This is a genomic window from Pantoea sp. Ae19-2 (assembly GCF_059801205.1).
Window position 1 is genome coordinate 22,965 of record NZ_JBCHWE010000001.1, and the last position, 26,116, is coordinate 49,080.

General features: G+C 55.3%; 25 protein-coding genes and 1 riboswitch. Of the genes, 12 read left to right on the forward strand and 13 right to left on the reverse strand.

All coding sequences use genetic code 11. The features are described 5' to 3' along the window. Positions 1–63: 63 nt before the first annotated feature. Positions 64–1,488 carry a bifunctional D-glycero-beta-D-manno-heptose-7-phosphate kinase/D-glycero-beta-D-manno-heptose 1-phosphate adenylyltransferase HldE gene (gene hldE, locus AAIE03_RS00115; RefSeq protein WP_014605027.1) on the forward strand — a complete coding sequence of 475 codons (1,425 nt, stop codon included), beginning with the start codon at positions 64–66 and terminating at the stop codon, positions 1,486–1,488. Between the two features lie 36 nt (positions 1,489–1,524). Here the strand turns inward: hldE and ubiK are convergent, their stop codons facing one another. Further along, a complete protein-coding gene (gene ubiK / locus AAIE03_RS00120; protein ID WP_158150465.1) occupies positions 1,525–1,857 on the reverse strand; it encodes a ubiquinone biosynthesis accessory factor UbiK in 333 nt (110 codons plus the stop codon). Positions 1,858–2,028: 171 nt separating this feature from the next. After that, positions 2,029–2,177: riboswitch (FMN riboswitch) on the forward strand. Between the two features lie 112 nt (positions 2,178–2,289). Between ubiK and ribB the strand changes: the two genes are divergently transcribed. Both ribB and ygiD read left to right on the forward strand, forming a co-directional pair. Continuing rightward, positions 2,290–2,946 carry a 3,4-dihydroxy-2-butanone-4-phosphate synthase gene (ribB, locus tag AAIE03_RS00125; protein ID WP_013027247.1) on the forward strand — a complete coding sequence of 219 codons (657 nt, stop codon included), beginning with the start codon at positions 2,290–2,292 and terminating at the stop codon, positions 2,944–2,946. Positions 2,947–3,129: 183 nt separating this feature from the next. After that, the gene (gene ygiD / locus AAIE03_RS00130) at positions 3,130–3,912 is read left to right on the forward strand and encodes a 4,5-DOPA-extradiol-dioxygenase (RefSeq protein ID WP_029569164.1); all 783 of its coding nucleotides are present in this window, start codon (positions 3,130–3,132) and stop codon (positions 3,910–3,912) included. A gap of 38 nt (positions 3,913–3,950) precedes the next feature. On the opposite strand, the gene AAIE03_RS00135 is transcribed toward ygiD, so the two are convergent. From AAIE03_RS00135 to tolC, 3 genes are all read right to left on the reverse strand, one after another. Further along, on the reverse strand, positions 3,951–5,111 hold the full coding sequence (locus tag AAIE03_RS00135; protein ID WP_014594637.1) for a glutathionylspermidine synthase family protein: 1,161 nt from the start codon (positions 5,109–5,111) through the stop codon (positions 3,951–3,953). 8 nt (positions 5,112–5,119) lie between these two features. Beyond that, complete coding sequence (locus tag AAIE03_RS00140) at positions 5,120–5,791, reverse strand: DUF1190 family protein (protein WP_013027244.1); 672 nt, start codon at positions 5,789–5,791, stop codon at positions 5,120–5,122. A gap of 142 nt (positions 5,792–5,933) precedes the next feature. Next, positions 5,934–7,403: an outer membrane channel protein TolC gene (gene tolC, locus AAIE03_RS00145; protein WP_014605030.1), complete on the reverse strand. Its 1,470-nt coding sequence runs from the start codon at positions 7,401–7,403 to the stop codon at positions 5,934–5,936. Between the two features lie 211 nt (positions 7,404–7,614). Between tolC and nudF the strand changes: the two genes are divergently transcribed. From nudF to parE, 5 genes are read left to right on the forward strand one after another with little or no spacing between them, the layout of a single operon-like run. Continuing rightward, the gene (nudF, locus tag AAIE03_RS00150; protein ID WP_013027242.1) at positions 7,615–8,250 is read left to right on the forward strand and encodes an ADP-ribose diphosphatase; all 636 of its coding nucleotides are present in this window, start codon (positions 7,615–7,617) and stop codon (positions 8,248–8,250) included. Then, positions 8,247–8,672: a DUF1249 family protein gene (locus tag AAIE03_RS00155; protein WP_014605031.1), complete on the forward strand. Its 426-nt coding sequence runs from the start codon at positions 8,247–8,249 to the stop codon at positions 8,670–8,672. The genes nudF and AAIE03_RS00155 overlap by 4 nt, the downstream gene beginning before the upstream one ends. 42 nt (positions 8,673–8,714) lie before the next feature. Further along, complete coding sequence (gene cpdA / locus AAIE03_RS00160) at positions 8,715–9,542, forward strand: 3',5'-cyclic-AMP phosphodiesterase (protein ID WP_498562683.1); 828 nt, start codon at positions 8,715–8,717, stop codon at positions 9,540–9,542. 3 nt (positions 9,543–9,545) lie between these two features. Next, positions 9,546–10,127 (forward strand): esterase YqiA, encoded by a 582-nt coding sequence (gene yqiA, locus AAIE03_RS00165; protein ID WP_013027239.1) that lies wholly within the window; start codon positions 9,546–9,548, stop codon positions 10,125–10,127. A 48-nt stretch (positions 10,128–10,175) separates the two neighbouring features. Further along, positions 10,176–12,071, forward strand: coding sequence for a DNA topoisomerase IV subunit B (gene parE / locus AAIE03_RS00170; RefSeq protein WP_014594634.1), 1,896 nt, complete (start codon positions 10,176–10,178; stop codon positions 12,069–12,071). A 61-nt stretch (positions 12,072–12,132) separates the two neighbouring features. On the opposite strand, the gene AAIE03_RS00175 is transcribed toward parE, so the two are convergent. Next, positions 12,133–12,441 (reverse strand): putative quinol monooxygenase, encoded by a 309-nt coding sequence (locus AAIE03_RS00175; RefSeq protein ID WP_013027237.1) that lies wholly within the window; start codon positions 12,439–12,441, stop codon positions 12,133–12,135. A gap of 31 nt (positions 12,442–12,472) precedes the next feature. Continuing rightward, positions 12,473–13,054 carry an NAD(P)H-dependent oxidoreductase gene (locus AAIE03_RS00180; protein ID WP_014594633.1) on the reverse strand — a complete coding sequence of 194 codons (582 nt, stop codon included), beginning with the start codon at positions 13,052–13,054 and terminating at the stop codon, positions 12,473–12,475. 113 nt (positions 13,055–13,167) lie between these two features. Between AAIE03_RS00180 and AAIE03_RS00185 the strand changes: the two genes are divergently transcribed. Then, the gene (locus AAIE03_RS00185; RefSeq protein WP_210509901.1) at positions 13,168–13,980 is read left to right on the forward strand and encodes a transporter substrate-binding domain-containing protein; all 813 of its coding nucleotides are present in this window, start codon (positions 13,168–13,170) and stop codon (positions 13,978–13,980) included. Positions 13,981–14,307: 327 nt separating this feature from the next. On the opposite strand, the gene AAIE03_RS00190 is transcribed toward AAIE03_RS00185, so the two are convergent. The 6 genes from AAIE03_RS00190 to AAIE03_RS00215 form a co-directional block, all read right to left on the reverse strand. After that, positions 14,308–15,168 carry a ketose-bisphosphate aldolase gene (locus tag AAIE03_RS00190; protein ID WP_014605034.1) on the reverse strand — a complete coding sequence of 287 codons (861 nt, stop codon included), beginning with the start codon at positions 15,166–15,168 and terminating at the stop codon, positions 14,308–14,310. Positions 15,169–15,254: 86 nt separating this feature from the next. Then, a complete protein-coding gene (locus tag AAIE03_RS00195) occupies positions 15,255–16,106 on the reverse strand; it encodes a class II fructose-bisphosphate aldolase (RefSeq protein ID WP_015699498.1) in 852 nt (283 codons plus the stop codon). A gap of 9 nt (positions 16,107–16,115) precedes the next feature. Beyond that, complete coding sequence (locus AAIE03_RS00200; RefSeq protein WP_013027233.1) at positions 16,116–17,207, reverse strand: PTS fructose transporter subunit IIC; 1,092 nt, start codon at positions 17,205–17,207, stop codon at positions 16,116–16,118. Between the two features lie 11 nt (positions 17,208–17,218). Continuing rightward, positions 17,219–17,533, reverse strand: a complete 315-nt coding sequence (locus AAIE03_RS00205; RefSeq protein ID WP_013027232.1) for a PTS fructose transporter subunit IIB — start codon at positions 17,531–17,533, stop codon at positions 17,219–17,221. Between the two features lie 22 nt (positions 17,534–17,555). Further along, entirely contained in the window at positions 17,556–18,026 is a 471-nt protein-coding gene (locus AAIE03_RS00210; RefSeq protein ID WP_014594631.1) for a PTS sugar transporter subunit IIA, read from the reverse strand. An 18-nt stretch (positions 18,027–18,044) separates the two neighbouring features. Next, entirely contained in the window at positions 18,045–19,607 is a 1,563-nt protein-coding gene (locus tag AAIE03_RS00215; protein ID WP_022623175.1) for a BglG family transcription antiterminator, read from the reverse strand. 392 nt (positions 19,608–19,999) lie between these two features. Here AAIE03_RS00215 and parC point away from each other — a divergent pair, with 392 nt between their 5' ends. The 3 genes from parC (at position 20,000) to ftsP (ending at position 24,631) form a co-directional block, all read left to right on the forward strand. Continuing rightward, positions 20,000–22,273 (forward strand): DNA topoisomerase IV subunit A, encoded by a 2,274-nt coding sequence (gene parC, locus AAIE03_RS00220; protein ID WP_014605037.1) that lies wholly within the window; start codon positions 20,000–20,002, stop codon positions 22,271–22,273. 44 nt (positions 22,274–22,317) lie between these two features. Next, entirely contained in the window at positions 22,318–23,055 is a 738-nt protein-coding gene (locus AAIE03_RS00225) for a 1-acylglycerol-3-phosphate O-acyltransferase (RefSeq protein ID WP_014594628.1), read from the forward strand. Between the two features lie 145 nt (positions 23,056–23,200). Further along, positions 23,201–24,631, forward strand: a complete 1,431-nt coding sequence (gene ftsP, locus AAIE03_RS00230) for a cell division protein FtsP (protein ID WP_013027227.1) — start codon at positions 23,201–23,203, stop codon at positions 24,629–24,631. 56 nt (positions 24,632–24,687) lie between these two features. Here ftsP and AAIE03_RS00235 read toward each other — a convergent pair whose 3' ends face one another. After that, positions 24,688–25,623 carry a flagellin N-terminal helical domain-containing protein gene (locus AAIE03_RS00235; protein ID WP_104933705.1) on the reverse strand — a complete coding sequence of 312 codons (936 nt, stop codon included), beginning with the start codon at positions 25,621–25,623 and terminating at the stop codon, positions 24,688–24,690. Positions 25,624–26,116: the final 493 nt, after the last annotated feature.

The following is a 26,116-nucleotide window of genomic DNA, read 5'->3' on the forward strand; positions in this document are numbered from 1 at the left end:
AGCACCTGTCGCAACTGTGTTATCATCCGCGCACTATTTTGAATGCAGTCTGGAGTGTCTGGAATGAAAGTTACTTTGCCCGCGTTCGGCCAGGCCTCGGTGCTGGTCGTTGGCGATGTCATGTTGGATCGTTACTGGTACGGCCCCACCAGCCGTATTTCGCCTGAAGCGCCGGTGCCGGTGGTCAAGGTGGAAACCGTTGAAGAACGCCCAGGCGGCGCCGCTAACGTGGCAATGAACATTGCTGCGCTGGGGGCGGGTTCCCGTCTGATCGGACTGACCGGGGAAGACGATGCGGCTCAGGTACTGAGTAAAACGCTGAAGGATGTTCGTGTTGACTGCGATTTTGTCACCTTAAAAAGCCATCCCACCATTACCAAACTGCGTGTCCTCTCTCGCAACCAACAGCTCATCCGTCTGGACTTCGAAGAGGGATTTGAGCAGGTGGACGCCGCTCCGATGCACGAAAAAATGCGCCAGTCACTGTCCCGTAGCGGTGCGGTGGTGCTGTCGGATTACGGCAAAGGCGCACTGGACAGTGTTCAGCAGATGATCGCGCTGGCACGCGAGGCGAATGTACCGGTGCTGATCGATCCTAAAGGCACGGATTTTGCGCGCTACCGCGGGGCGACGCTGCTGACGCCCAACCTGTCTGAGTTCGAAGCCGTGGTGGGCAAATGCAAGACAGAGAATGAGATTGTGGAACGTGGCATGAAGCTGATCGCCGACTGCGACCTTTCCGCCCTGCTGGTCACGCGGTCTGAAAACGGCATGTCGCTGCTGCAGCCGGGTAAAGCGCCCCTGCATTTGCCGACCCAGGCGCAGGAAGTGTTTGACGTGACCGGCGCCGGGGATACCGTCATTGGCGTGCTGGCCGCTGCTTTAGCCGCAGGGGATTCGCTGGAAGAAGCCTGTTTTCTGGCTAACGCCGCTGCAGGCGTGGTTGTTGGGAAGTTGGGGACATCAACCGTCAGCATCGTGGAGCTGGAAAACGCCATTCGTGCGCGTCCAGAGCGCGGTTTTGGCATCATGACTGAATCCGAGCTGAAAGAGGCCGTCGCCATGGCGCGTCAGCGCGGCGAAAAAGTGGTGATGACCAACGGCGTCTTCGACATTCTGCATGCCGGCCATGTTTCCTACCTTGCCAACGCGCGCAAGCTGGGCGATCGCCTGATTGTCGCGGTAAACAGCGATGCGTCCACCAAACGCCTCAAAGGCGACAGCCGTCCGGTGAACCCGCAGGAAAACCGTATGATCGTGCTGGGTGCGCTGGAAGCGGTAGACTGGGTCGTGCTGTTTGAAGAAGACACGCCACAGCGCTTAATCGCCAGCGTATTGCCCGATCTGTTGGTAAAAGGCGGGGATTACAAACCGGAAGATATCGCGGGCAGCCAGGAAGTCTGGGCCAATGGCGGTGACGTGCGGGTGCTGAACTTTGAAGATGGCATCTCGACCACCAATATCATCAAAACCATTCGCGGCGACTGAGTCATGGCGGCGGGAGCACGGGCTCCCGCCCGCCCTTTATTTAGCCGGTTTGTCAGCAGGATGTGCGGCTGGCACGATGGCCGGTGCCGGGCCAGGTGTGCTGGTGGCAGCGGGCTCGGCAGACGCTGAACTCTTGCTTTCCAGCTGAGCGAGACGCTGTTCCAGCGCCGCCAGTTTTTCACGCGTACGCAGTAAAACCTGAGTCTGGACATCAAACTCTTCACGGTTGACCAGATCCATGCGGGTCATTTGTGCCTGCAGCGTCTGCCGGATTTTCTTCTCGACATCATCGCCAAATTCACGAACTCCCTTCGGCAGCGCGTCATGAACCTGACGGGCCATTTGTTCAATTTTTTTCGTGTCGATCATGATGGTTTCCTGGTTACGGGTTGCTATGGCAGCATTGTACCAACGCTAGAGTCACTTAAGTGTAATGCCTGAATTGAAAAGGTTAAACCTGAAATCCTTAGCGCAAAAAATGCTAAAGCAATAATGGCTTTGTGGATTGCCGCCCCGAATAGGAAGCGTTATAGTTAAAACGCTTATTCTCAGGGCGGGGCGAAATTCCCCACCGGCGGTAAATCAGCCCAGGCTGACAGCCCGCGAGCGCTTCACTGTGATGGTGAAGGTCAGCAGATCCGGTGAAATTCCGGGGCCGACGGTTAAAGTCCGGATGGGAGAGGGTAACGACATCTGTCAGGCATTATGTCTGTTTTGCGTCATTGCTACGTCTATACACGGCGTCACTCCTAAGCTTGCCCTGATTCTGGTAACCCAATACATTTAAAAGGTTTTATTACCATGAATCAGACTCTACTTTCTGAATTTGGCACGCCGAAACAGCGTGTAGAACGTGCTATCGCCGCACTCCGTGAAGGACGCGGTGTGATGGTGCTCGACGATGAAGATCGTGAAAACGAAGGCGATATGATTTTCGCTGCCGAAACCATGACCGTCGAGCAGATGGCTCTCACCATTCGCCACGGCAGCGGTATCGTATGCCTCTGCCTGACCGAAGAACGCCGCCAGCAGCTGGCATTACCGATGATGGTGGAAAACAACACCAGCGCCTATGGCACAGGGTTTACCGTGACCATCGAAGCGGCGAAGGGCGTCACCACCGGCGTATCCGCGCAGGATCGCATCACTACCATTCGCACGGCGATTGCCGATAACGCCAAACCCGAAGATCTGAACCGTCCGGGCCACGTTTTTCCCCTGCGTGCCCATGATGGTGGTGTTCTGACCCGCGGCGGTCATACTGAAGCGACCATCGATCTGGTCACGCTGGCGGGCTTTAAACCTGCAGGCGTCCTGTGTGAACTGACCAACGACGACGGCTCTATGGCGCATGCGCCTGAAGTGATCCTGTTCGCTAAACAGCATGCGATGCCGGTCGTGACGATCGAAGATCTGGTTGCCTATCGTCGCGAGCACGAAACGCGTCAGGCCAGCTAAGCGGCTTACTGTCAGGCCAGAAATACTGGCCTGATTGCTTTACCTCTTCCCCCATCCATCCTGCTTATCTGACCCATCTCTTTCGTTCAAATTTCCTGACAGAGAACATCATGCTTATCCGCGTGATAACCCCTGCAAACAGCGTATCGTAGTGCTCATAGAGTGAACACATTAAGGATCGCTATGAGCCAGTTACGTATGCCAGCACTGTTTTTGGGACACGGCAGCCCGATGAATGCGTTAGAAGAAAACCGTTACACCGAAGCCTGGCGTAAAGCCGGTGCCACGCTGCCACGACCGCGGGCCATCCTGGCCATTTCGGCTCACTGGTATACCCAGGGAACGGCGGTCACAGCGATGGAAAACCCGCGCACCATTCATGACTTTGGCGGTTTTCCGCAGGCGCTTTTTGATACCCGCTATCCCGCACCGGGTTCGCCTGAACTGGCAAATGAAATTGTTGAGATTTTATCGCCCGTGCCGGTTCATCAGGATCATGCATGGGGATTCGATCACGGCTCGTGGGGCGTACTCATTAAAATGTATCCTGAGGCGGATATTCCGGTCGTCCAGCTTAGTATCGACAGCGGTAAGCCTGCGGCCTGGCATTTTGAAATAGGGCAAAAACTGTCTGCCTTGCGCGATCGCGGCGTGATGATCGTCGCCAGCGGCAATGTGGTACACAACCTGCGTAAGGTGCTGTGGGGCGGCGGAAACGCTTATGACTGGGCGACCGGATTCAACAACTATGTGCGCGATAATCTGGCGGTTGACGCCGGAGCAGATTCTCATCCGTTGGTGAATTTTATGCAGCATCCGGATGCTGCACTCGCCAATCCCACGCCGGAGCACTTCCTGCCGTTGCTGTACGTGCTGGGGTCCCGTCAGCCAGGTGAGGCCGTAACCGTACCTGTTGAAGGTATGGAAATGGGCGCAATCAGTATGCTGTCGGTACAGGTCGGCTAGCGGGAAACCAGGCCAGCGTACTGGCCTGGAGGAAAGCGCTACTCAATAAACGCGTGCGGATAGAAACGCGAAAGATCCTGGGTGATCAGGTCGCGATCTTCGCGCAGGCCGATGCCCGCAGGCTGATCGTCAATCAACCAGCTACCAATCAGGGTATAGCTGTCGCCAAATTTCGGCAGCGGATGGAACTGCTGGACGATCATGCCTTCTTCGCCGTAAGGACCGTCCACACGGGCGATCTCTTTGCCGTTTTCCACAATACGAATGTTGGCCCCTTCGCGCGAGAACAGTGGCTTAACTACGTATTTCTCCATCGGTGGCACATCGTCTTCGGCAAACCAGGCGGGCAACAGGTTAGGGTGATTAGGGAACATCTCCCACAGCAGAGGCAGCAACGCTTTGTTTGACAGGATGCTCTTCCATGCCGGCTCCAGCCAGCGTACGCCCGCATCGGCCAGTTTGGTAGAAAACATCTCGCGCAGCATGAATTCCCACGGATAAAGCTTGAACAGATTACTGATGACCTGATCCTGGGCGTCAGTAAACTGGCCCTTTTCCCCCAGCCCTATCTCATCAATGTAGAGAAATTCGCTCGGCAGTCCGGCTTCCGTGGCGCAGTCCTGCAAGTATTGCACCGTCCCACGATCTTCATCGGTATCACGACAGCAGGCGAAATGCAGCCAGTTAAACCCCTGTTGCTGATGAAGCACCGTAAAGCGTTCAATGAGTTTCTCTTGCAGGCTGTTGAATTGATCGCTGCCCTGCGGCAGCTGACCGGCATTGAGCTGGTCTTCGAGCCACAGCCACTGGAAAAACGCCGCCTCATACAGCGACGTCGGCGTGTCGGCGTTGTTCTCCAGCAGTTTGGCATCGCTTTTGCCGTCCCATGCGAGGTCGAGACGCGAATAAAGCGAGGGCTGACGCTGTTGCCATGAATCACGCACGAAGTCCCAGGTATGCTTAGGAATGCGAAATTTGGTGAGCAGCGCTTCGCTGTTCACCACTTTTTCCACGACCTGCAGGCACATCTGATGAAGCTCGGCGGTGACGTCCTCAAGATAATCAATCTGCGCCAGCGTGAACTGATAGTAAGCCTCTTCACACCAGTAGGGCTCACCGTGCATGGTGTGAAAACGAAAACCAAACTCCGTGGCTTTTTCCCGCCAGCCCGGGCGCTCTGAAATCGCGATGCGTTGCATAAGCGGGGTTAGCCTCCCAGCGAACGGCTGGAGGTGCCGGACGCGCTGCTGCTACGCTGCATGCTGTTTTGCTTCGCGACCGTTTCACCAAAGCCACCCCGCGTAATCGTTGAGGTGGTGGTCGGTTTAGGCGCCATGGCGGTTTTAGGAACCGTCATGGTTTTACCGGAGGTGGCGTTACCATAGTTACGGCCGGACGCATCAACGAACTGACCGTTAGCCGGGCTGTTTGGCGTTTTAGGTGAGAACAGCGGCTGCTGCGCAAAACCCGCGCCGCCGCCCATCATGCGGCCCATCATATAGCCCGCCATCAGCGGCATCCAGAAGCTGCCGCTTTGCTGCGACTCGGCATTAGTGCTGCCCACGCCAGCCTGTGCAGGCGCCTGCTGACACTGGTTTTCACCAAATTCTGCCACGCAGTCTTCACGTGTGGCGTATTTCGGTGCGGTGCGTTCCGCTTCCTTTTTGGCGTTGTTAAACGCGGTGGTGCATTGCGCACTCTGGCCGGGATTGGCTTTCGTACAATCATCGGCGTTCTGATAGAGCGAGACGGTTTCGTCGTTTTGTTCACAGCCTGCCAGCATAAATACCGCTGATACAGCGATAGCAACAGGCGTTAAGTGTCTTGCTTGCCAGCTCTTACGAAAGGCGGCATAGCGGATCGTTTTAGTCCGTTTCATTATAAATATCCTGTGCCCAAAGGTAGCGCATAGAATAGGGGATGAGTGGCGAGAAATGAAGCTAACGGCCAGGCAGGACGGGGATCTTTACTTAGTTATACGTTTTTAAGAGAAGCGGGCCGCAAAGCGGCCCGCAGGGCGATCAGTTAGCGAAAGGGTTACGGCTGCTTTTATGGGCGGCCGGGCGCACTGGCGCCGTCGCGGTTTCAGAAGAACTCGCGATGTGATCTTCACCCAGTACCTGCTGAACGTTCTGGGGCTGAACGGTTTCCGGTGAGGTGGAGATCTCTTTGCCTAACTGGCTGTTGAGAATGCCCAGACTCTGCTCGTTCAGCGTGCCCAGCGCATAGCTGATATTTAGCTGATTAATCAGATAGCTGTAACGTGCATCGGACAACTGCTGTTTCGCGTTATACAGGGTTGAGGTGGCGTTCAACACGTCAACGATGGTACGCGTACCGACCTGATAACCGGCTTCCATGGCGTCTAATGAACTCTGCGCAGAGACCACGGCTTGCTTGTACGCCGCAATGCTGCTCGCGGACGCATTCACGTTGTTGTAAGAAGAACGTACCGTCTGAACCGCAGAGCGGTGAGCCGCCTCCAGCTGTTCGCTGGCGCTGACAAAGTTATATTGCGCCTGCTTCACCTGTGAGGTCACGCTGCCACCGCTGTAAAGCGGAAGCGTGAAGCTCAGGCCGACTTTACTGTTTCCTGTAATCGAGTCTGTTGAGTTTGCACTCTGTTCAGCGCGGCTTCCGCCGTATTTGCTGTTAGACAGACCGGTAGACGCGGTCAGATCGAGCGTTGGCAGGTGGCCTGATTCCGCAGAACGAATCTGTTCACGAGCTAAATCCTGATTCAGGCGGGCAGAAAGCAGATTAAGGTTACGGCTTTCTGCCTGCTTGAGCAGCGCGTTAACGTCATCAGGTTTGGTGGTTTTAAAGCGATCGATGTTCAGTGAGGCCAGTGCCAGATAGTCCATGCCGGTGATCTGACGCAAAGACTCCACCGAGTTATCCAGATTGTTACGCGCCGTGACTTCATTGGCCAGCACGCTGTCATACTGGGCGCGGGCGTTCTGCACGTCGGTAATGGCCACCAGGCCCACGTTAAAGCGCTGAGTGGTTTGATCCAGCTCGCGGTAGATGGACATCTTCTGTGCTTCGACGTAAGAAAGCGTATCAATGGCTTTCAGCACGTTGAAATAGGCCGTCGCGGTATTCAGAATCAAATCCTGCTGAGCAACCTGATAGGTGACGTCCTGAATACCTGCGGTTTTTTCCTGCAGGGTCAGCGCGCGCCATTTTGACATGTCGAAAATGGTTTGCGTCAATTGCAGTGTGCCACTGGTCGTGTTGGAATGAATACCGCTACTATCACGATAGCCATTTGCATAGCTGTAATCTGCACCCAAACCCAGTTGTGGTAATAAAGGGCTGCGCGCTTCGTTGATTTTCTCAAACGCAGCATCGCGAGTGGCAGCGGAGCTCCGCAGGTCCGGGTTGCTTAAACGCGCTTGTTGGTAAACCTGAAGCAGGTTTTCTGCCTGACTGGCGACGCTGAAACCGCCCAGGCTCAGCCCAATAAATAATGGGAGCAGTTTTTTCATTTGCATTCCTTTTGTTGCAGCAAATCGCAATGATAGTGCCGCCGGTAAGCCAAAAATTATCGCAGATTCTAGCAGAGGGCAACTGTGAGATAAGGTGGCTGAACGTGCCATATTTGCGTGTTTCAGGTAAATAACTCTGTAATGACTGTTTATATAGTGCCCGGGCTTGTGTTTTATCTGTGTCATCCCAATCTGCAAAAGGAACCAAACGATGAAGGACAATAAAACATCACCTGTGACTTTCACAAAAAATGATGTAGAAATTATTGCACGTGAAACGGCCTACGACGGTTTTTTTTCCATCGTTCGCTACCGTTTTCGCCATCGTCTGTTTAAAGGCGGCATGAGCGGAGAAGTGACGCGTGAAGTTTTTGAGCGCGGCCATGCTGCCGTCCTGCTACCTTATGATCCCATCCGTGATGAAGTGGTGCTGATTGAGCAGATCCGCATTCCGGCCTTCGACTGCAGCCCAACGCCCTGGCTGCTGGAAATGATTGCGGGCATTATTGAACCCGGTGAAACTCCGGAACAGGTGGGGCGCCGTGAAGCATCAGAAGAAGCCGGTCTGACCGTTGGCCGGGTGAAGCCCGTGTTGAACTATCTTGCCAGCCCGGGCGGCACCAGCGAACGTTTATCGGTTATGGTGGGAGAAGTGGATGCCGGCCTGGCAACAGGATGCCATGGCCTGGAGGAAGAGAATGAGGATATTCTTGTGCATGTCGTAAGCCGTGAACAGGCTTACCACTGGGTGGAACAGGGGATTATTGATAACGCGGCATCTGTCATCGCCTTGCAATGGCTGGCACTGCACCATAAAGAACTTCGAGAAGAGTGGACGCAAAAATGAAACAGCGCTATATCCCTGATTTCCCCGAGATGATGCGGCTGTGCGAAACCAATTTCGCCCAGTTACGCCGTCTGCTCCCGCGCGATGACGAGGCAGGCGCATCGGTTAGCTATCAGGTGAGCGGCGCCCGCTATCAGTTAACAATCGAAGAATCAACACGTTACACTACTCTGGTTGAAATTCGCCAGACGGCACCGGCGGTGAGTTACTGGAGCCTGCCTTCCATGTCTGTCAGGCTGTATCATGACGCCATGGTCGCTGAAGTGTGTTCAACACAGCAGATCTATCGGTTTAAAGCGCGTTATGATTACCCGAATAAAAAGATGAATCAGCGTGATGAAAAGCATCAAATCAATCAGTTCCTCGCTGACTGGTTACGCTACTGTCTGACGCATGGCGCCATGGCAGTACCGGCTTGCTGATACGTATAATGCATTGAACGGCGTAGAGACGAAGGAAACGCTTTGGATAGCCTGCTAACTCTTCCTGCGGCAACAGAATCTGTGGTGCGGATTCTGCAAGTGACGGACACGCATTTGTTCGCAGGAAAACACGAATCGCTGCTGGGAGTGAATACCTGGTCGAGTTATGACGCCGTGCTGGATGCGATCATCGCACAACAGCGCGACTATGATCTCATTGTGGCCACCGGCGATCTATCTCAGGATCACTCGGTCGAAGCCTATCAGCATTTTGTTGAGGGTATTTCGCGCCTGCCAAAACCCTGCGTCTGGCTGCCGGGTAATCATGATTTCCAGCCCGCAATGGTGGATACGCTGGCCAGAGCCGGCATCAACGCGCACAAGCATGTGCTGGTGGGCGAACACTGGCAGGTCGTGCTGCTGGACAGTCAGGTCTTCGGCGTGCCTCATGGCATGTTAAGCGACTATCAGCTCGACTGGCTTGATAACGCCCTCGCGCGCTTTCCCCTGCGTCATACGCTGGTGCTGCTGCACCACCATCCGCTTGCTTCAGGCTGCACCTGGCTTGATCAACACAGTTTGCGCAATCCCCATCAGCTTGATGCCGTGTTACAGCACTATCCGCTGGCAAAGACACTGGTGTGCGGCCATATCCATCAGGAAATGGATGTGGCGTGGCACGGTCGCCGCGTGCTGGCCACGCCTTCCACCTGCGTGCAGTTCAAACCGCACTGCACCAGCTTTACCATTGATACCCTTGCGCCAGGCTGGCGCTGGTTTACGCTGCACAATGACGGTCAGCTTGATACAGAAGTGAACCGGCTCAGCACTCAGGCGTTTTGCCCCGATCTTGATGCCGAAGGATACTGACGGATGAAGGCGCTGCTTTACCTGCACGGCTTTAACAGCTCCCCGCGCTCAGCGAAAGCGACGCTGTTCAAACAGTGGCTGAGTCACAATCATCCCGACATAGAGATGATTGTGCCGCAGCTTCCCACTTTTCCGGCCGAGGCCGCGGCGATGCTGGAAGACATCGTGTTAAGTCACAGCGGGCGTGAAATGGGCCTGGTGGGCTCCTCGCTGGGCGGTTACTACGCGACGTGGCTGTCCCAGTGCTTTATGTTGCCTGCAGTGGTCGTCAACCCTGCCGTGCGGCCGTTCGAGTTGCTGGTGGATTTTTTAGGGGAGAATCAGAATCCCTACACCGGTCAGCAATATGTGTTAGAGTCTCGCCACATTTACGATCTGAAAGTGATGCAGATTGAACCGCTGGAAGCACCTGATTTGTTGTGGTTGCTGCAACAAACCGGCGATGAAGTGCTCGATTACCGCCAGGCGCTCGACTACTACAGCGCGTGCCGTCATACGGTGGAAGAGGGCGGAAATCATGCATTTACTGGATTCGAACGCCATTTCCCGCAAATTCTGGACTTTCTGGGCCTGAATCACGCTTGAGTAACGCGGAAATCGCAACCATTTTCTTCTTCTAATCAGACAGTTACCATGAGTCAATCAAGCTATAATGCGGGTGACATTGAGGTCCTGACTGGCCTTGAGCCGGTTCGCCGTCGCCCGGGAATGTATACCGATACGACGCGCCCTAACCACTTGGGTCAGGAAGTGATTGATAACAGTGTCGATGAGGCACTGGCGGGCCATGCCAGGCGCGTAGAAGTGATTTTACATGCCGATCAGTCGTTAGAAGTGACTGACGACGGACGCGGCATGCCGGTGGATATCCATCCGGAAGAAGGCGTCCCGGCCGTTGAGCTCATCCTGTGCCGGCTGCACGCGGGGGGGAAATTCTCTAATAAAAACTACCAGTTTTCCGGTGGCCTGCACGGCGTCGGCATTTCGGTGGTCAATGCCCTCTCTAAGCGTGTTGAAGTCAACGTGCGACGTAATGGTGAGATCTACAGTATCGCCTTCGAAAACGGTGAAAAAGTGCAGGATCTGACCGTCACGGGCACGGTTGCGAAGCGCAACACCGGCACCAGCGTCCATTTCTGGCCGGATGAGCACTTCTTTGACAGTCCGCGCTTCTCGGTGTCCCGCTTATCACACCTGCTTAAGGCGAAAGCCGTGCTGTGTCCAGGGGTGGAAATTGTCTTCAAAGACAAGCTGAACAATACCGAACAGCGCTGGTGCTACGAAGATGGTCTGACAGATTACCTGTGCGAAGCCGTCAACGGCCTGCCAACCCTGCCAGAGAAGCCCTTCGTCGGAACCTTTGCCGGTGATATCGAAGCGGTGGACTGGGCATTACTGTGGCTGCCGGAAGGCGGTGAGCTGCTGACCGAAAGCTATGTGAACCTGATTCCCACCATGCAGGGCGGTACCCATGTCAACGGTCTGCGTCAGGGATTGCTGGATGCCATGCGTGAGTTTTGTGAATACCGCAATATTCTGCCGCGCGGCGTCAAACTGTCCGCAGAGGATATCTGGGATCGCTGCGCCTATGTGCTGTCAGTGAAAATGCAGGATCCGCAGTTTGCAGGCCAGACAAAAGAGCGTTTATCCTCGCGCCAGTGCGCCGCCTTTGTGTCTGCCGTAGTAAAAGATGCCTTTAGCCTGTGGCTGAATCAGAACGTGCAGGCGGCAGAACAGCTGGCGGAGCTGGCGATCTCCAGCGCCCAGCGCCGTATGCGCGCAGCCAAAAAAGTGGTGCGTAAAAAACTGACCAGCGGCCCGGCACTACCAGGTAAGCTGGCAGACTGCACCGCGCAGGATCTGAATAAAACCGAACTCTTCCTGGTGGAAGGGGATTCGGCGGGCGGATCGGCCAAGCAGGCGCGCGATCGCGAATATCAGGCGATCATGCCGCTTAAAGGTAAGATCCTCAATACGTGGGAAGTCTCGTCCGATGAAGTGCTGGCCTCGCAGGAGGTGCACGATATTTCGGTGGCGATCGGTATCGATCCCGATAGCGAAGATCTCTCACAGCTGCGCTACGGCAAAATCTGTATCCTTGCTGATGCGGACTCGGATGGGCTGCACATCGCCACATTGCTGTGTGCGCTGTTTGTGAAGCACTTCCGCACCCTGGTAAAAAATGGCCACGTCTATGTCGCCATGCCGCCGCTGTATCGCATCGATCTGGGCAAAGAAGTGTATTACGCGCTGGATGAAGACGAGAAAGAGGGCGTACTGGAGCAGCTGAAGCGCAAGAAGGGCAAGCCAAACGTGCAGCGCTTTAAAGGGCTGGGTGAAATGAACCCGCTGCAGCTGCGCGAAACCACGCTCGATCCCAACACGCGCCGTCTGGTGCAGCTCACCGTCAGTGACGATGATATTGAACAGACTTTGCGGGTAATGGATATGCTGCTGGCGAAAAAGCGATCCGAAGATCGTCGTAACTGGCTGCAGGAAAAAGGCGATAAAGCGGATATTGAAGTGTAATCCGCAGCCTGATGGAAAAAGCCCCTGAATGGGGCTTTTTTTTGTGCGTGTTCCGCCAGGATTATTTACCCGGCTCCAGCACCAGAATTTTCACGTCAGTCACATAGTCTTTAATCGCCGTACGATGGGCTTCCATATGCGGCATCTGCTGATGCTGATCAAGATGGCGCAGCGTTTCCCACTGTTCCAGCATGAAAATCGAATCAGGTGAATTGTGTTTCCAGGGCACCTGCGCCTGGTGATCGACCAGAGGACTGTACTGATGGCAGCCTTCTTCTTCCAGCACGGTAGGGATCACCTGGTGAAACGCATCCAGTACTTTCTGGCGACAGCCTGGCTTAACACAAATTTCAGCAACGACGGTTAACATTTACGTTTCCTCTTTCTGGGTGAAACGCTATTTAAGCAAAAATTTTGCTGAGATGCGTGCGATAACGTGCAATATCACGTGGAACATCCGGCTGTTTCATCACGTCGTTGCAGATAAAGGTCGGCAATGCTTCCATGCCCAGGAACTGATTCGCCTTATGGAAATGCAGATACAGTCCGTCAACGCCCACGCCTTCAAAGAACTGCTCAGGGTCGGTAAAGGCCTCCAGTGGTGCGTTCCAGGTCAGGGACAGCATATATTTTTTGCCCTGAATCAGTCCGCCTGAACCATATTTTTTTGCGCCGTCGGCACGGGTGCGGCCATCGCTGGCATACAGCTTACCGTGGCCGTCGGTGAAAACCTCATCGATGTAACGTTTCACGGTCCAGGGTTCACCCATCCACCAGCCCGGCATTTGATAAATCACCACGTCACTGTCGAGATATTTTTGCACCTCATCGGCCACAACATACGCGTGGTCGGCAACGGTGATCGTGACCTCATGGCCCAGATCACGCAGCTGGCTGGCGGCCACCTCGGTCAGCGTATGATTCAGCTCGCCTTTGGAATGGGCGAAGGTTTTACCGCCATCGATAATTAAAATGTTACTCATTAAGCTTGTCTCCCGTATGCGTCAATGGGGGGTAGCTTAGGCCGTGGCGGGCGGGAGAAAAATGCGAGAATGATCACAACACTTTTGCGAATAGCGCAATAACCCCCGAGGTTATGTCACCATACCAGCGCAAACTCACTGCCGAAAAAAATACAATGATGAAAAAAACACTCGTAATCACGTTACTGCTGGTGGCTGGCGGCGCGCAGGCCCAGTCGCGTCTGGACAGCGTTCTTAACACCAAAACTCTGAAAGTCTGTACTACCGGGGACTACAAACCTTACAGCTTCCTGAAACCGGATGGCAGCTATGAAGGGCTGGATATCAGCATGGCTGAATCCCTGGCCGCGTCACTGGGGGCGAAGGTGCAATGGGTACCCACTACCTGGAAAACCCTGATGCAGGACTTTATCGCGAAGCAGTGCGATATCGCCTTGGGTGGCGTATCGGTCACGCTGAAGCGCCAGCAAACGGCCTGGTTTGCGCAGCCGTTAGGCGTGGACGGTAAAATTCCGCTGGTGCGATGCGCCGATAAGGCGAAGTACCAGACGGTCGAACAGATGAACCAGCCCAGCGTGCGTCTGGTTGAGCCAGCAGGGGGCACGAACGAGGCGTTTGTTCACAGCCACTTACCTCAGGCTGCGTTAACGCTGTTTCACGATAACGTGACCATCTTCCAGCAGCTGGTGGATAATAAAGCCGATGTGATGATCACCGATGCCTCCGAGGCGCTGTATCAGCAGAAACGCTTTCCTACGTTATGTGCGCTCAACCCGGATAAACCGCTCCAGTACGGTGAAAAGGCTTACATGATTCCGCGTGATGATATGAGCTGGAAGCAGTATGTCGATCAGTGGCTGCATCTGAGCACCGCGACCGGGGAATATGCGCAGATCGCCCAGCAGTGGATGGGTGTGATGAAGTAAGGCGAAAGCAGGGGGTTTACCTGATGTGTTAACGCCGGGCTTCAAAACTGCAGATAGCCGTCCGAAACGGCGCACATGCGTCACTGTGCCCACCGCCACGGGAGCGGAACAGACAATTCGCAGCGCTGAGCAGAGCGAGGAAGCCAGAATTTGCCCGCAGGACGCGGGCAAAAAGCGGAGCCGGTACAGGAAGTACCGTCTCCGCTGGTTCGTCAGGTTGACGAACGCCGCGAAGGCACCGCGTTAGCGGCGCGAGGACGTCAGATCCGATACCGTGGCGGTGGGAACCGCACGGAACACCAACCACACATTTTTACCCTTCAGTACTCAATACAGCGACGCTTTTCCCAGTCCGCCAAACAAATTCATTTTGTAGCGGATCACCGCTTTAGCGGCTTCAATCGCTTCGGGATAGATAACGTTAGGGTCCCACCAGGTTTCGCGGGTTAAGACTTCGCGCACCTTCTGGAAATAGGCATATTTCATATCGCTGGAAATATTGATTTTACCCACGCCCAGCGTAACCGCCTCCGCCACTTCGGCATCGGGATTCGCCGAACCGCCGTGCAAGACCAGCGGAATGGACACGCGCTGAGAGATATCCCGCAGAATATGCATTTGCAGTTCGGGCTTCATATCTTTGGGATAGATACCGTGCGCCGTGCCTATTGCCACCGCTAAGGTATCCACGCCGGTGCGCTGCACAAAGTCTTCTGCCTGCGCGGGATCGGTGTAAATCACTTTACTGACGCCGCCCTCTACCGAGGTGCCGGTATCGCCAATGGTCCCCAGTTCGCCCTCGACAGATACGCCCACCGCGTGCGCCAGCTTCACTACCTCTTTGGTCAGCGCCACGTTTTCTTCATAGGGCAGCAGCGAGCCGTCAATCATGACCGATGTAAAGCCACACTGAATAGCGCGCAGCACGTGGGCAACCGAAGCACCATGATCCAGATGCAGGGTAAAGGGCACGGTACTTTTCAGGGTGCGCTCCCGAACATAGCCAAAAAACGCATCCGTCACGAACGCCAGTTCGCTGGGATGAATAGAGATAATGGCCGGAGTTTGTGTGGCTTCGGCTTCTTCCACCACCGCGCGGATAAAACAGCTGTCGGCCACGTTAAATGCGCCTATAGCAAAGCGGTGTTGGCGGGTGGGGCTTAACATCTCTTTCATTGAAATCAACATGTTAAATCTTCCTCAGCTTGTTTTACGACAAAGGGATGCCCTGCGCTGACGTTCAGAGACGCGCACCGGGTTACAGCAGAAAAAAATCAGATCTGATTAGCGGAGCCGGAACAGCTCAGATAGTCATGTACGACTTCGCAGCAGGCGGCCTCCATCAGCGCCAGCAGATCAGGCAGCTCAGCAGCGGGATGCTGCTTAAGCGCCTGATGGAGCGCCTGCTTGCCTGCATCAAAGACCGCCGCGCCAACGTTAATCTTGGCGACGCCGTGCTGACTGACGCGTCGAATATCGTCGGCTGGCGTGCCGCTGCCGCCGTGCAGCGCCAGGGGAACCGGCGAAACCCCATGCAGCGCAGCCAGACGCTGAAAGTCGATTTGCGGTTTGACGCCAGCGGGATAGAGCCCGTGCGCGGTCCCAACCGACACCGCTAACAGATCGATGCCCGTCTGTTCCAGAAAGGGCACCACGTCCGCCACTTGGGTCATTTTCACCGCAGCGTCTGCCAGCGCATAGGTTGGGGCATCGGCGATATGCCCCAGTTCGCCCTCCACACAAACCCCGGCGGTATGCGCCATCTCGACCACTTTTGCCGTCTGGCGAATATTTTCTGCCAGCGGCTCGGAGGAGGCATCGATCATCAGTCCGGTAAACCCGGCGCGAAAGGCCTGTCCAATCAGCGGAAAGGCTTTTCCATGGTCAAGCGCCAGCGCGATCGGCACGCGGGCATTCGCTGCCAGCGCCTGAACCAAGGGCACGGCGACAGCGGGCGGGAAATGGCGGCTGTGCCCCTGATAAACATTCAGGATCAGGGGCGCGCGTTGCTCCTCCGCCGCCTTCACTGCCGCACGTGCGCTCTCCAGATTGAAACAGTTGATGGCCAGTACCGCATACTGATTACGGGCAGCCCGTGCGATCAGGTCGTTCATTGCCGCGTACATACGCACTCCTTATTCCAGTGTGAATTTAATGTCGTCGTCGCGAACGCTGTGGTCTTCCACGTCGTCAAACTCTTCGTCGGCTTCGGTCACCGGCTTTTTCAGCAGCGATAGCATCACGCCACAGATCGTGCTGCCGATACCGAGCGCCAGGCAGAACAGCCAGGGTTTGGTGAAGAGAGGCACCACGAACATGCCGCCGTGAGGCACGGGCGCTTCGACGCCCCAGACCATAATCAGCCCGCCGGCGACGGCGGAAGCCACCACACAGCTGCCGACGACACGAAGCAGATCGCGGGCGGCAATCGGGATCACACCTTCAGTGATCATGCAGATCCCCATGGGAAAGGCCGCCTTCAGCGCCTCTTTTTCCGCGCGGGTGTACTTATGGCGGGTTAACAGCCAGGAAAGGGTGATACCAAAGGGCGGGATCATCGAACCGACAAATTTGACCGCTTCCGGTCCGTAAATACCGTCGACCAGCATGCCATCCGCGAACAGCGACATGGTTTTATTGACCGGCCCGCCAAAGTCGAAGGTGGCCATCGCCCCCAGAATGGCGCCCATAACGAACTTCGAACCGCCCTGCATGGATTCCAACAGCGCAATCAGCGCCTTCTGCAACCAGACGATGGGCTGGCCGATGAAGGTCATCATCAAAAGCCCGGCGATAATGGTGCTCAGCACCGGTAACACCATGATCGGCATCAGGCCCTGCATCGACTGCGGCAGCCGAATGCTGCGACGCAACAGAATCACCGTATAACCCACCAGGAAGCCGCCAAGGATGCCGCCGATAAAACCCGTGCCGATCTGGCCGCAGATAAAGCCCACGATTAAGCCAGGCGCAAAGCCCGGCCTGTCGGCAATCGAGTAGGCGATGGCGGCGCTAATCAACGGCACGATCAATCCCATGCCCCAGCCGCCCATCTGGTTTAGCATCCAGGCAATCGTGCCGGGATGTTTGCCTACGTCCGGACCACCGATGACCTGGCCCAGCGCGATGCAGATCCCGGCGGCGACAATCAGCGGGATCATCCAGGAGATCCCCGTCAACAGATGACCTTTGATCTCCTGTCCGTACTGTCTTTTGTTATCGTTCATTGTGGATCTCCTCAGGCACGCGCCAGTGAATCCGCCACTTTTTCCAGAAACTTAATCGGCGACTTGATCACCACTTCAGTTTTCACCCTGACGATCGGTTTGCCGCGAAAGCGTTCCTCACCGTTGATCTTGACATCCACCGCCAGAATGACGACATCGGCGGCGGCGATGGTTTCCGTATCGAGGGCGTTTTCAGTACCAATGGTGCCCTGCGTTTCCACGTGGATGGTGTGACCAAGGGCATGGGCTCCCTTGATCAGTTTTTCGCGCGCAATGTAGGTATGCGCGATACCCGCCGTGCAGGCGGCAACACAGACAATGTTCATGGTCTACCTCGGACGTGTAGGATTAACAGAGGTCGGTTTCGGCGTACTGACTGAACAGCCGAATGATTTCGCTGGGGTCGTTTTCCACCAGCAACTGCGCAATCACCTCATCATCGGCCAGCGCACTGGCCACCTGGGACAGCAGGCGAATATGGGGGGTATTTTGATCTTCAAGGCGAACGGCAAACAGGATGATGCAGCGCACCTGGCTGCCATCCAGCGTTTCCCAGGGAATATCCTGCTGGCTGCGCCCAATGGCTAACGTGGTCTGTTTCACGGCTGACGATTTCCCGTGGGGAATGGCAATGTGATTTTCAAACCCTGTCGAACCCTCTGCCTCGCGTAGCCAGACATCCTTGATAAAGGCCTGTTTATCGCTAATCGCACCGTCACTGAACAGCAAATCGGTCAGTTCAATGATGGCCTCCTCTTTACTGCTGGCTTGCAGGTTGAGATTGACGCGGCGTGGCGTAAGAATGCGAGAAATATCCATCAGTCAGACCTCATTCAGTTAATGTTCTGCCAGGGCGCTGTTAACGGCCTTCGGCAGTTGGCTGCCAATCATGGCGTCAGTCACACGGCGAATATCGTCGTCATTGAAAAACGCGGTCACATACACGGTAGGAAACAGCGAGGTGTCGAGGTGAATAGTCGAGATCACCAGATCAACCGGCTCCTGTTGGCAAAAATCGCCGAGGTTACTGGCCGAAATGACGCCCGCAATAATCCAGTCCGGGAACGCGCGCAGAATACGGCTCTTCAGGAGATGCGAGGTGCCGACGCCGCTGGAACAGACCAGCAAAATGCGTTTATGGGCGATTTGCCGTTCCAGCGCGGCCTGAAAATGGACACATAAATAGCCCACTTCGTCGTCCGCAATCGACCCGTAATGAAAACGCGCGGCGGTAAGCTGCATGGCCCGCTGAGTCAGCGTAAAAATTTCACTCAGCTCCGTTTTAATATCATCGAGCAATGGATTACGAATGCTAATATGATATTTCAGCCGGTTAAGTAATGGCTTAATATGGAAAAGTAAACCTTCAAATAATAAAGGATCGGCAGTGAGGTCCTGTTGAATCAGTTCTGAGAAGCAGCGAATTAATTCAACCGTAATATTACGCGACGCTTCATTCGATAATTGATATTGCGGCAACATATCGCTGCCGCGTTCTTCAACTACAATGCCCGACGAAATAATATACTGATAAATAAATCCGACTTCATCCGCCGGCACTGACTGGTCTAAACGTTGTTCAACCTGTCGCACCATTTGGCGGGCAATCTTCAGAATGCGATTATCCATTTCCTGAGCGCTCAGCGCTAAGGGCAGAGATAAAGCCTTACCCTGCGACATGCGGTGGATCATAATCAGGATGTGGGTGGACAGATTGATGTAGTACGCATCGCTCAGAGGATAGCCAAGCTGCTGCTCCATCTGCTGCAGTAAGGTCTGCACAAACGCCACATCCTCCTCGCCAAAATAGTGGATCAGCGCCTGGTAACTGCTCGGGTCCAGCCGCGGTAGCGCCGTGTTACTGCCACCGTTATGCTGCATAACATCGTTAATCAGCGATACCATCGCCTGACGTAATGCCTGCTCACTGCCTTCGACATGCGTACCGCTCTGACTTCTGACCAGCGCCAGCGCCAGCGGTTGTAGCCACTCTTCAATGACCTTTAAATCGTTGACGATAGAAGCGTGACTAATGAAATAGCGTTCAGATAACTTACTGATGGAGGTTTCACGCGGCGCATCCCTCAGCAGCTGTGACAGAATTTTCACCCGGCGTGCATTGTTGCTTAAACCTTCAGACCAGTTCTCTTCACTGGCCAGATGCTGCTGTAATCGCAGGCGTTGCGCGATATCCTCGGTTTGCAGTATCACGCTGCGACCGGGCAGCTTGATCAACTGCGCCTGCCAGGCGCCCAGCCAGATTTCCAGGCTTTGCAAATCGCGATAAATACTTTTTTCAGAAACGGTTAACTGCTGGGCTAATTGCGTTAAAGCCAGCGGCGTACCCGCCTGCAGCAGTAATTTCAGTAACCGGTGTTGTCGTGAAGTCAGATTCTGCATTCAGTCACCTGTCTATTATTTCGTTAGCGGTGCTTAAGTGGCAATTCGTTAAATCCAACCTGGAAAAAAATAAAAGTGTGTAACAGCGTTAAAATTGAATGTAGGGCGTGGAAGGCGAATCAACAATACTAAATGTTGTCCCCGAAACGGGACATGATTAATACGCTATAACGTCGCCGGTAATTAATTGCGAGCGCGGTCACAAACTATTAGAAATAAGACATTCGGCATTTTGTCCTGAGGCGGATTTTCCGCGATCGGTCAACCGGGAAAAAACCCCAGGCCTGACTGCGTCTGGCCTGTGACTAACACCCACGAATAAGGTACTATCCTCGCCAAACAACCGCCGGGTGATCCGCCGTTGCGGGTCACGATGTGAGGATGAGGACTTAATGAGCGAATTGACGCAGGATGGTGCAGAGCGTCTTGCCCTGCATACGTTTACTGAGAATGCGTACTTAAATTACTCCATGTACGTCATCATGGACCGCGCGCTGCCTTATATTGGCGACGGTTTAAAGCCCGTGCAGCGCCGCATTGTCTATGCCATGTCAGAGCTGGGGCTGAACGCCACCGCCAAATTTAAAAAATCCGCCCGTACCGTCGGTGACGTGCTGGGTAAATACCATCCTCATGGCGACAGCGCCTGCTATGAAGCCATGGTGCTGATGGCACAGCCGTTCTCCTACCGCTATCCGCTGGTCGATGGTCAGGGAAACTGGGGCGCGCCGGACGATCCTAAATCTTTCGCCGCCATGCGTTACACCGAGTCGCGCCTGTCAAAGTATGCCGAAGTGCTGCTGGGCGAGCTGGGGCAGGGCACGGCTGACTGGGTGCCGAACTTTGACGGCACGATGCAGGAGCCCAAGATGCTGCCGGCGCGGCTGCCGAACATCCTGCTGAACGGCACCACCGGCATTGCGGTGGGCATGGCAACGGATATTCCGCCGCACAACCTGCGTGAAGTGGCGCAGGCCGCTATCGCCCTGATTGACGATCCGAAAACCAGCCTGGATGCGCTGCTGGAAATCGTGCAGGGCCCGGATTTCCCGACTGAAGCCGAGATCATCACGCCTCGTGACGAGATTCGCAAAATCTATCAGAACGGACGCGGTTCGGTGCGTCAGCGCGCGGTGTGGAAAAAAGAAGACGGCGAAGTGGTGATTACCGCGCTGCCGCATCAGGTATCCGGCGCGCGCGTGCTGGAGCAGATCGCCAACCAGATGCGCAACAAAAAGCTGCCGATGGTAGAGGATCTTCGTGACGAATCCGATCATGAAAACCCCACCCGGCTGGTGATCGTGCCGCGATCCAATCGCGTCGATCTTGAGCAGGTCATGAACCACCTGTTCGCCACCACCGATCTGGAAAAAAGCTACCGCATCAACCTCAATATGATCGGCCTGGATAACCGTCCGGCGGTGAAAAACCTGCTGGAGATCCTGTCTGAATGGTTAGTGTTCCGTCGTGACACCGTGCGCCGCCGTCTGAACTACCGTTTAGATCGCGTGCTGCGCCGTTTGCATATCCTTGACGGTTTGCTGGTGGCGTTCCTCAATATTGATGAAGTGATTCATATCATCCGTACCGAGGACGAGCCGAAACCGGTACTGATGTCGCGCTTTGACATTAGCGAAACCCAGGCTGAAGCGATCCTTGAACTCAAGCTGCGTCATTTGGCCAAGCTGGAAGAGATGAAGATTCGCGGCGAGCAGAGCGAGCTGGAAAAAGAGCGCGATCAGCTGCAGGCGATTCTGGCGTCCGAACGCAAAATGAATACGCTGCTGAAAAAAGAGCTGCAGGCAGACAGCAACAATTTTGGCGACGACCGCCGTTCACCGCTGCGTGAGCGTGAAGAAGCGAAAGCGCTGAGTGAAACCGAGCTGGTGCCGTCCGAGCCTGTCACCATTGTGCTGTCGCAGATGGGCTGGGTGCGCAGTGCTAAAGGACATGACATCGACCCGGCAGGGCTGAGCTACAAAGCGGGCGACAGCTATCTGGCGGCGGCGCGCGGCAAGAGTAACCAACCTGTGGCCTTTATCGATTCCACCGGACGCAGCTATACGCTGGATCCCACCTCGCTGCCGTCGGCACGCGGGCAGGGCGAGCCGCTGACCGGTAAGCTGACGCCACCGCCGGGTGCCGTTATGGAGCAGGTGCTGATGGAGCCGGAAGAGCAGCGTTTGCTGATGGCGTCTGATGCCGGATACGGTTTCATCTGTACCTTCAACGATCTGATTTCGCGCAACCGTGCGGGTAAAGCGCTGCTGACGCTGCCTGAAAATGCCCGCGTGATGACGCCCATGGCTGTTCATCACGAAGATGACATGCTGCTGGCCATTACGCAGGCGGGCAGGATGTTGATGTTCCCGGTCGGCGAACTGCCGCAGATGTCAAAGGGCAAGGGCAACAAGATTATCTCGATTCCGTCGGCGGATGCCGCGTCGGGAGCGGATAAACTGGCCTGGCTGATGATCCTGCCACCGGGCAGTGCGATTACGCTGCACGTTGGCAAACGCAAGCTGCTGTTACGCAGTGAAGAGTTGCAGAAGTTCCGTGCCGATCGCGGCCGTCGTGGCACACTGCTGCCGCGCGGCCTGCAAAAAATTGATCGGGTCGAACTGGATGCGCCGGCACGTCCCGGCAGCGCGGACAGCGACGCGTAATTCACCCGGCTGGCCCCGGCCAGCCGTGTCACATTGAGGAAAGTATGTTACTGATATTACGCACTATTATCGTAGTGATTTATTCAATATTGCTGAGTTTTTTTGGCTGTATCTGGTGCCTGTTCTCGCCACGTAATCCGCGCCACGTTGCGACCTTTGGTCACCTGTTTGGCAAATTATCGACGCTGTTTGGGCTTAAAGTTGAGCTTCGTCGCCCCGAAGGCGCGGATAACTACGGCAACGCGATTTACATCGCTAACCACCAGAACAACTACGATATGGTCACCGCAGCCAAGATTGTGCAGCCAACAACGGTCACCGTCGGTAAAAAAAGCCTGTTGTGGATACCTTTTTTTGGTCAGCTTTACTGGCTGACCGGCAACCTGCTGATCGATCGTGACAACCGCGCCAAAGCACACGGGACGATCGGTGAGCTGGTGGATCAGTTTAATAAAAAACGCATCTCCTTCTGGATGTTCCCGGAGGGCACGCGCAGCCGTGGTCGTGGGTTGTTACCCTTTAAAACCGGGGCATTTCATGCCGCCGTTGCCGCAGGCGTGCCGATCATTCCGATTGTGGTATCGAATACTCACGGCAAGATTAACCTCAACCGCCTGAAAAACGGACTGGTGATTGTGGAAATGCTGCCGCCGGTGGACGTGAAACAATTTGAATCCTCTTCGGTGCGCAAGCTGGCGACTCACTGCCGGGAATTGATGGCGGCCAAGCTGGAAGAGCTGAACGCCGAAGTCGAAGAACGCGAAAAAAACGGTAAAATCTAACCGATAAGCCCTTTATCGGACTATTCTGCATGGATGCCCCACGGCGAGTCAGCATGACGTTGCTCGCCGTGCACGCAGCACAGCAATGACAGCAATAAAAACAGAGTTGGCGGTTCAGCGCCACGCGTAAAAGGTCTGAAATTCAATGTCTTTCAGCAGACGTCAGTTTATCCAGCTTTCTGCCGGTGCGGCGCTCAGTGCCGCGCTTGTGCCTCATGCGGCGCGTGCCGCTTCTGCGGGCGGTGATACGCCCCTGCCTGTCCCGCCGCTACTGGAATCTCGCCGCGGTCAGCCGCTGTTTCTGACCCTGCAGCGCAGCCACTGGTCGTTTAACGGCGATAACAATAAAGTCCCGGTCTGGGGCATCAACGGCATGTACCTCGGCCCCACGGTGCGCGTGTACAGCGGTGATGATGTCAAACTGATTTACAGCAACCGCCTCAATGAACCCGTTTCAATGACGGTCAGCGGCCTGCAGGTGCCGGGCGCACTGATGGGCGGCGCGCCGCGCATGATGTCAGCCGGGGTCGACTGGGCGCCGGTTTTACCGATTCGCCAGAGTGCCGCGACCTGTTGGTATCACGCCAACACGCCAAATCGCATGGCCCCGCACGTGTACAACGGCCTGGCGGGCATGTGGTTGATTGAGGATGACATCAGCAAGCAGCTACCTTTGCCGAAACACTATGGCGTGGATGATTTCCCCCTGATTATTCAGGATAAACGGCTGGATAACTTTGCCACGCCGGTTTATGACCCACCGGGCGACGGCGGTTTTCTCGGCGATACGCTGCTGGTTAACGGTGTGCGTAACCCTTTTGTCGAGGTATCACGTGGCTGGGTCCGTCTGCGGTTACTCAACGCCTCCAATGCGCGGCGTTATGAACTGAGCCTCAGTGACAACCGGCCCTTCACGGTGATTGCCAGCGATCAGGGCTTTCTGCCGTCACCCGTCGCCGTACAGCGCTTAACTCTGGCGCCGGGCGAACGGCGTGAAGTCTTAGTGGATATGTCGCAAGGGGATGAAGTCTCCATCACGGCAGGCACGGCGGCGGGCATTATGGATCGTTTGCGCGGTTTCTTTGAGCCCTCCACGATCCTGACCTCAACGCTGGTGCTGACGCTGCGGCCTACCGGCCTGCTGCCGCTGGTGACGGATAACCTGCCGATGCGTTTGCTGGCCGATCAGATTCTGGATGGCGCCTCGGTACGTACGCGTGAGTTCCGCATTGGCGACAGCCTGCCGGGCATCAATGGTGCCGTCTGGGATATGAACCGCATTGATTCTACCGCACAGCAGGGCACGTTCGAACGCTGGATTATTCGCGCCGATCGTCCGCAATCTTTCCACATCCAGGGCGTCATGTTCCTGATTAAGAGCGTAAACGGCGCTCAGCCCATGGGCGAAGATCGCGGCTGGAAGGACACGGTCTGGGTGGACGGAGACGTAGAGCTTCTGGTGAGCTTTACGCAAAGTTCTTCTGAGCATTTTCCGTTTGTCTATCACAGCCAGACGCTGGAACTGGCGGATCGCGGCACGGCAGGTCAGCTGCTGACGCAACCTACGCTGTCTTAGCGGCACTCGTGCTTCAACAGGGCAGGAGAGCCTCTCCTGCCCGTGCCCTTCGGAGATTAAAACCGAAGAAGCTGCAGCATCAGTTGGGGCATCTGGTTGGCCTGAGCCAGCATCGCTACGCCGGCCTGCTGTAAAATCTGCGCCTGTGACAGCGCCGATACTTCTGTCGCGTAATCAACATCCTCTATCCGGCTCCGTGCGGCAGTGAGGTTGGTTACCATGCTCCCCAGGTTGGTGATAGCTGACTGAAAGCGGTTCTGGTCTGCCCCCATCATGCTGCGTTGCGTGTCAACGAACTGAATCGCCCGGTCAATATCAGTCAGAGGCGAGTTCCCCGTCGCTGTCCCGTTCGCTCCGCCAGTCACTGCGCCTTTCAGAACGTCAAAACCCTCTGCGGCAACCGTACGTGCGGCCCCGTTAACGGTGTCACCTGATGTCATTTGCCGGACGTTGAGCGTGGTGCCGGTTGTTCCCGCTTTTAGCAGGTTGTACCGGTCACTCGAGTCAATATCGATGCTGATGGTTTCACCGTCTTCCGCACCGACCTGAAAGCGATACTCGGTCGCACCCGATCCGGTATTCAGCACCTTAATGCCATTGAAATCCGTTTGCGCCGTAATGCGGTTAATTTCCTCCATGCGCTGGTTCACTTCGGTCTGAATCGAGTCGATATCCGCAGCGGAGTTGCTTCCATTTTGTGCCTGTACCGTGAGGTCGCGTATACGTTGCAGGTTGTTGTTTATTTCATCGAGCGCGCCCTCAGCGGTTTGTGACAGCGAAATACCCTCACCGGCGTTTCGGGTGGCAACCGTCATTCCGTTGATCCTTGAGGTCAGACGGTTAGCTATCGCCATCCCGGCAGCATCATCTTTAGCGCTGTTAATGCGGAGTCCGGAAGAGAGGCGTTCAATGGCCGTCGACATCGCGTTTTGCGAAAGGAAAAGGTCATTCTGAACGATCAATGACAGGATATTGGTATTGATAACCGACATGACAGGCTCCTGGGTTGATAACGTTACGCTTTACTTCACTGCGCCTTAATGCCGCGATCCCTTGAACGGGGGCGGGCAGGCAGCAGAGCCAGGCTAAAAGATCATAACGTTAATCATTATCACCCCAGTTATCAGACCGGCACAGTCAGTCAGCCCGGCGGTGTGTTGCAAAGCGTGTCGCGCTAACAGGGAACGGGGCCACCAGCAGGCTAAGCCCGTTTTTAAACGGCACAGATAACCGTATTGCTGGCGGATAGGGCAAGGTTTTAGAGGGGGGATTTGACTTAACGAGGCGCAGGATGTGGCGATGTGCTGGCGAGCCGCTCATCTTGTGCCGGAGAAGACGAATGCGTCTGACGCAGGCTGATCATCAATGATGTCCTTTGACACAGATTTTAAAAAATCTTAAAACTCCCCGTTCCCGCGCAGCCATAAAAAAAAGCCTCCCCCAGCCGGGAGAGGCGATGCGTACCCACTCTCTTGTTAAGTCGAG

What these genes read in the sequence shown, in the direction of transcription:
- hldE (WP_014605027.1), top strand. Translation starts at nt 64, where the DNA reads ATGAAAGTTACTTTGCCCGCGTTCGGCCAGGCCTCGGTGCTGGTCGTT.
- ubiK (WP_158150465.1), bottom strand. Translation starts at nt 1,857, where the DNA reads ATGATCGACACGAAAAAAATTGAACAAATGGCCCGTCAGGTTCATGAC.
- ribB (WP_013027247.1), top strand. Translation starts at nt 2,290, where the DNA reads ATGAATCAGACTCTACTTTCTGAATTTGGCACGCCGAAACAGCGTGTA.
- ygiD (WP_029569164.1), top strand. Translation starts at nt 3,130, where the DNA reads ATGAGCCAGTTACGTATGCCAGCACTGTTTTTGGGACACGGCAGCCCG.
- AAIE03_RS00135 (WP_014594637.1), bottom strand. Translation starts at nt 5,111, where the DNA reads ATGCAACGCATCGCGATTTCAGAGCGCCCGGGCTGGCGGGAAAAAGCC.
- AAIE03_RS00140 (WP_013027244.1), bottom strand. Translation starts at nt 5,791, where the DNA reads ATGAAACGGACTAAAACGATCCGCTATGCCGCCTTTCGTAAGAGCTGG.
- tolC (WP_014605030.1), bottom strand. Translation starts at nt 7,403, where the DNA reads ATGAAAAAACTGCTCCCATTATTTATTGGGCTGAGCCTGGGCGGTTTC.
- nudF (WP_013027242.1), top strand. Translation starts at nt 7,615, where the DNA reads ATGAAGGACAATAAAACATCACCTGTGACTTTCACAAAAAATGATGTA.
- AAIE03_RS00155 (WP_014605031.1), top strand. Translation starts at nt 8,247, where the DNA reads ATGAAACAGCGCTATATCCCTGATTTCCCCGAGATGATGCGGCTGTGC.
- yqiA (WP_013027239.1), top strand. Translation starts at nt 9,546, where the DNA reads ATGAAGGCGCTGCTTTACCTGCACGGCTTTAACAGCTCCCCGCGCTCA.
- parE (WP_014594634.1), top strand. Translation starts at nt 10,176, where the DNA reads ATGAGTCAATCAAGCTATAATGCGGGTGACATTGAGGTCCTGACTGGC.
- AAIE03_RS00175 (WP_013027237.1), bottom strand. Translation starts at nt 12,441, where the DNA reads ATGTTAACCGTCGTTGCTGAAATTTGTGTTAAGCCAGGCTGTCGCCAG.
- AAIE03_RS00180 (WP_014594633.1), bottom strand. Translation starts at nt 13,054, where the DNA reads ATGAGTAACATTTTAATTATCGATGGCGGTAAAACCTTCGCCCATTCC.
- AAIE03_RS00185 (WP_210509901.1), top strand. Translation starts at nt 13,168, where the DNA reads ATGTCACCATACCAGCGCAAACTCACTGCCGAAAAAAATACAATGATG.
- AAIE03_RS00190 (WP_014605034.1), bottom strand. Translation starts at nt 15,168, where the DNA reads ATGTTGATTTCAATGAAAGAGATGTTAAGCCCCACCCGCCAACACCGC.
- AAIE03_RS00195 (WP_015699498.1), bottom strand. Translation starts at nt 16,106, where the DNA reads ATGTACGCGGCAATGAACGACCTGATCGCACGGGCTGCCCGTAATCAG.
- AAIE03_RS00200 (WP_013027233.1), bottom strand. Translation starts at nt 17,207, where the DNA reads ATGAACGATAACAAAAGACAGTACGGACAGGAGATCAAAGGTCATCTG.
- AAIE03_RS00205 (WP_013027232.1), bottom strand. Translation starts at nt 17,533, where the DNA reads ATGAACATTGTCTGTGTTGCCGCCTGCACGGCGGGTATCGCGCATACC.
- AAIE03_RS00210 (WP_014594631.1), bottom strand. Translation starts at nt 18,026, where the DNA reads ATGGATATTTCTCGCATTCTTACGCCACGCCGCGTCAATCTCAACCTG.
- AAIE03_RS00215 (WP_022623175.1), bottom strand. Translation starts at nt 19,607, where the DNA reads ATGCAGAATCTGACTTCACGACAACACCGGTTACTGAAATTACTGCTG.
- parC (WP_014605037.1), top strand. Translation starts at nt 20,000, where the DNA reads ATGAGCGAATTGACGCAGGATGGTGCAGAGCGTCTTGCCCTGCATACG.
- AAIE03_RS00225 (WP_014594628.1), top strand. Translation starts at nt 22,318, where the DNA reads ATGTTACTGATATTACGCACTATTATCGTAGTGATTTATTCAATATTG.
- ftsP (WP_013027227.1), top strand. Translation starts at nt 23,201, where the DNA reads ATGTCTTTCAGCAGACGTCAGTTTATCCAGCTTTCTGCCGGTGCGGCG.
- AAIE03_RS00235 (WP_104933705.1), bottom strand. Translation starts at nt 25,623, where the DNA reads ATGTCGGTTATCAATACCAATATCCTGTCATTGATCGTTCAGAATGAC.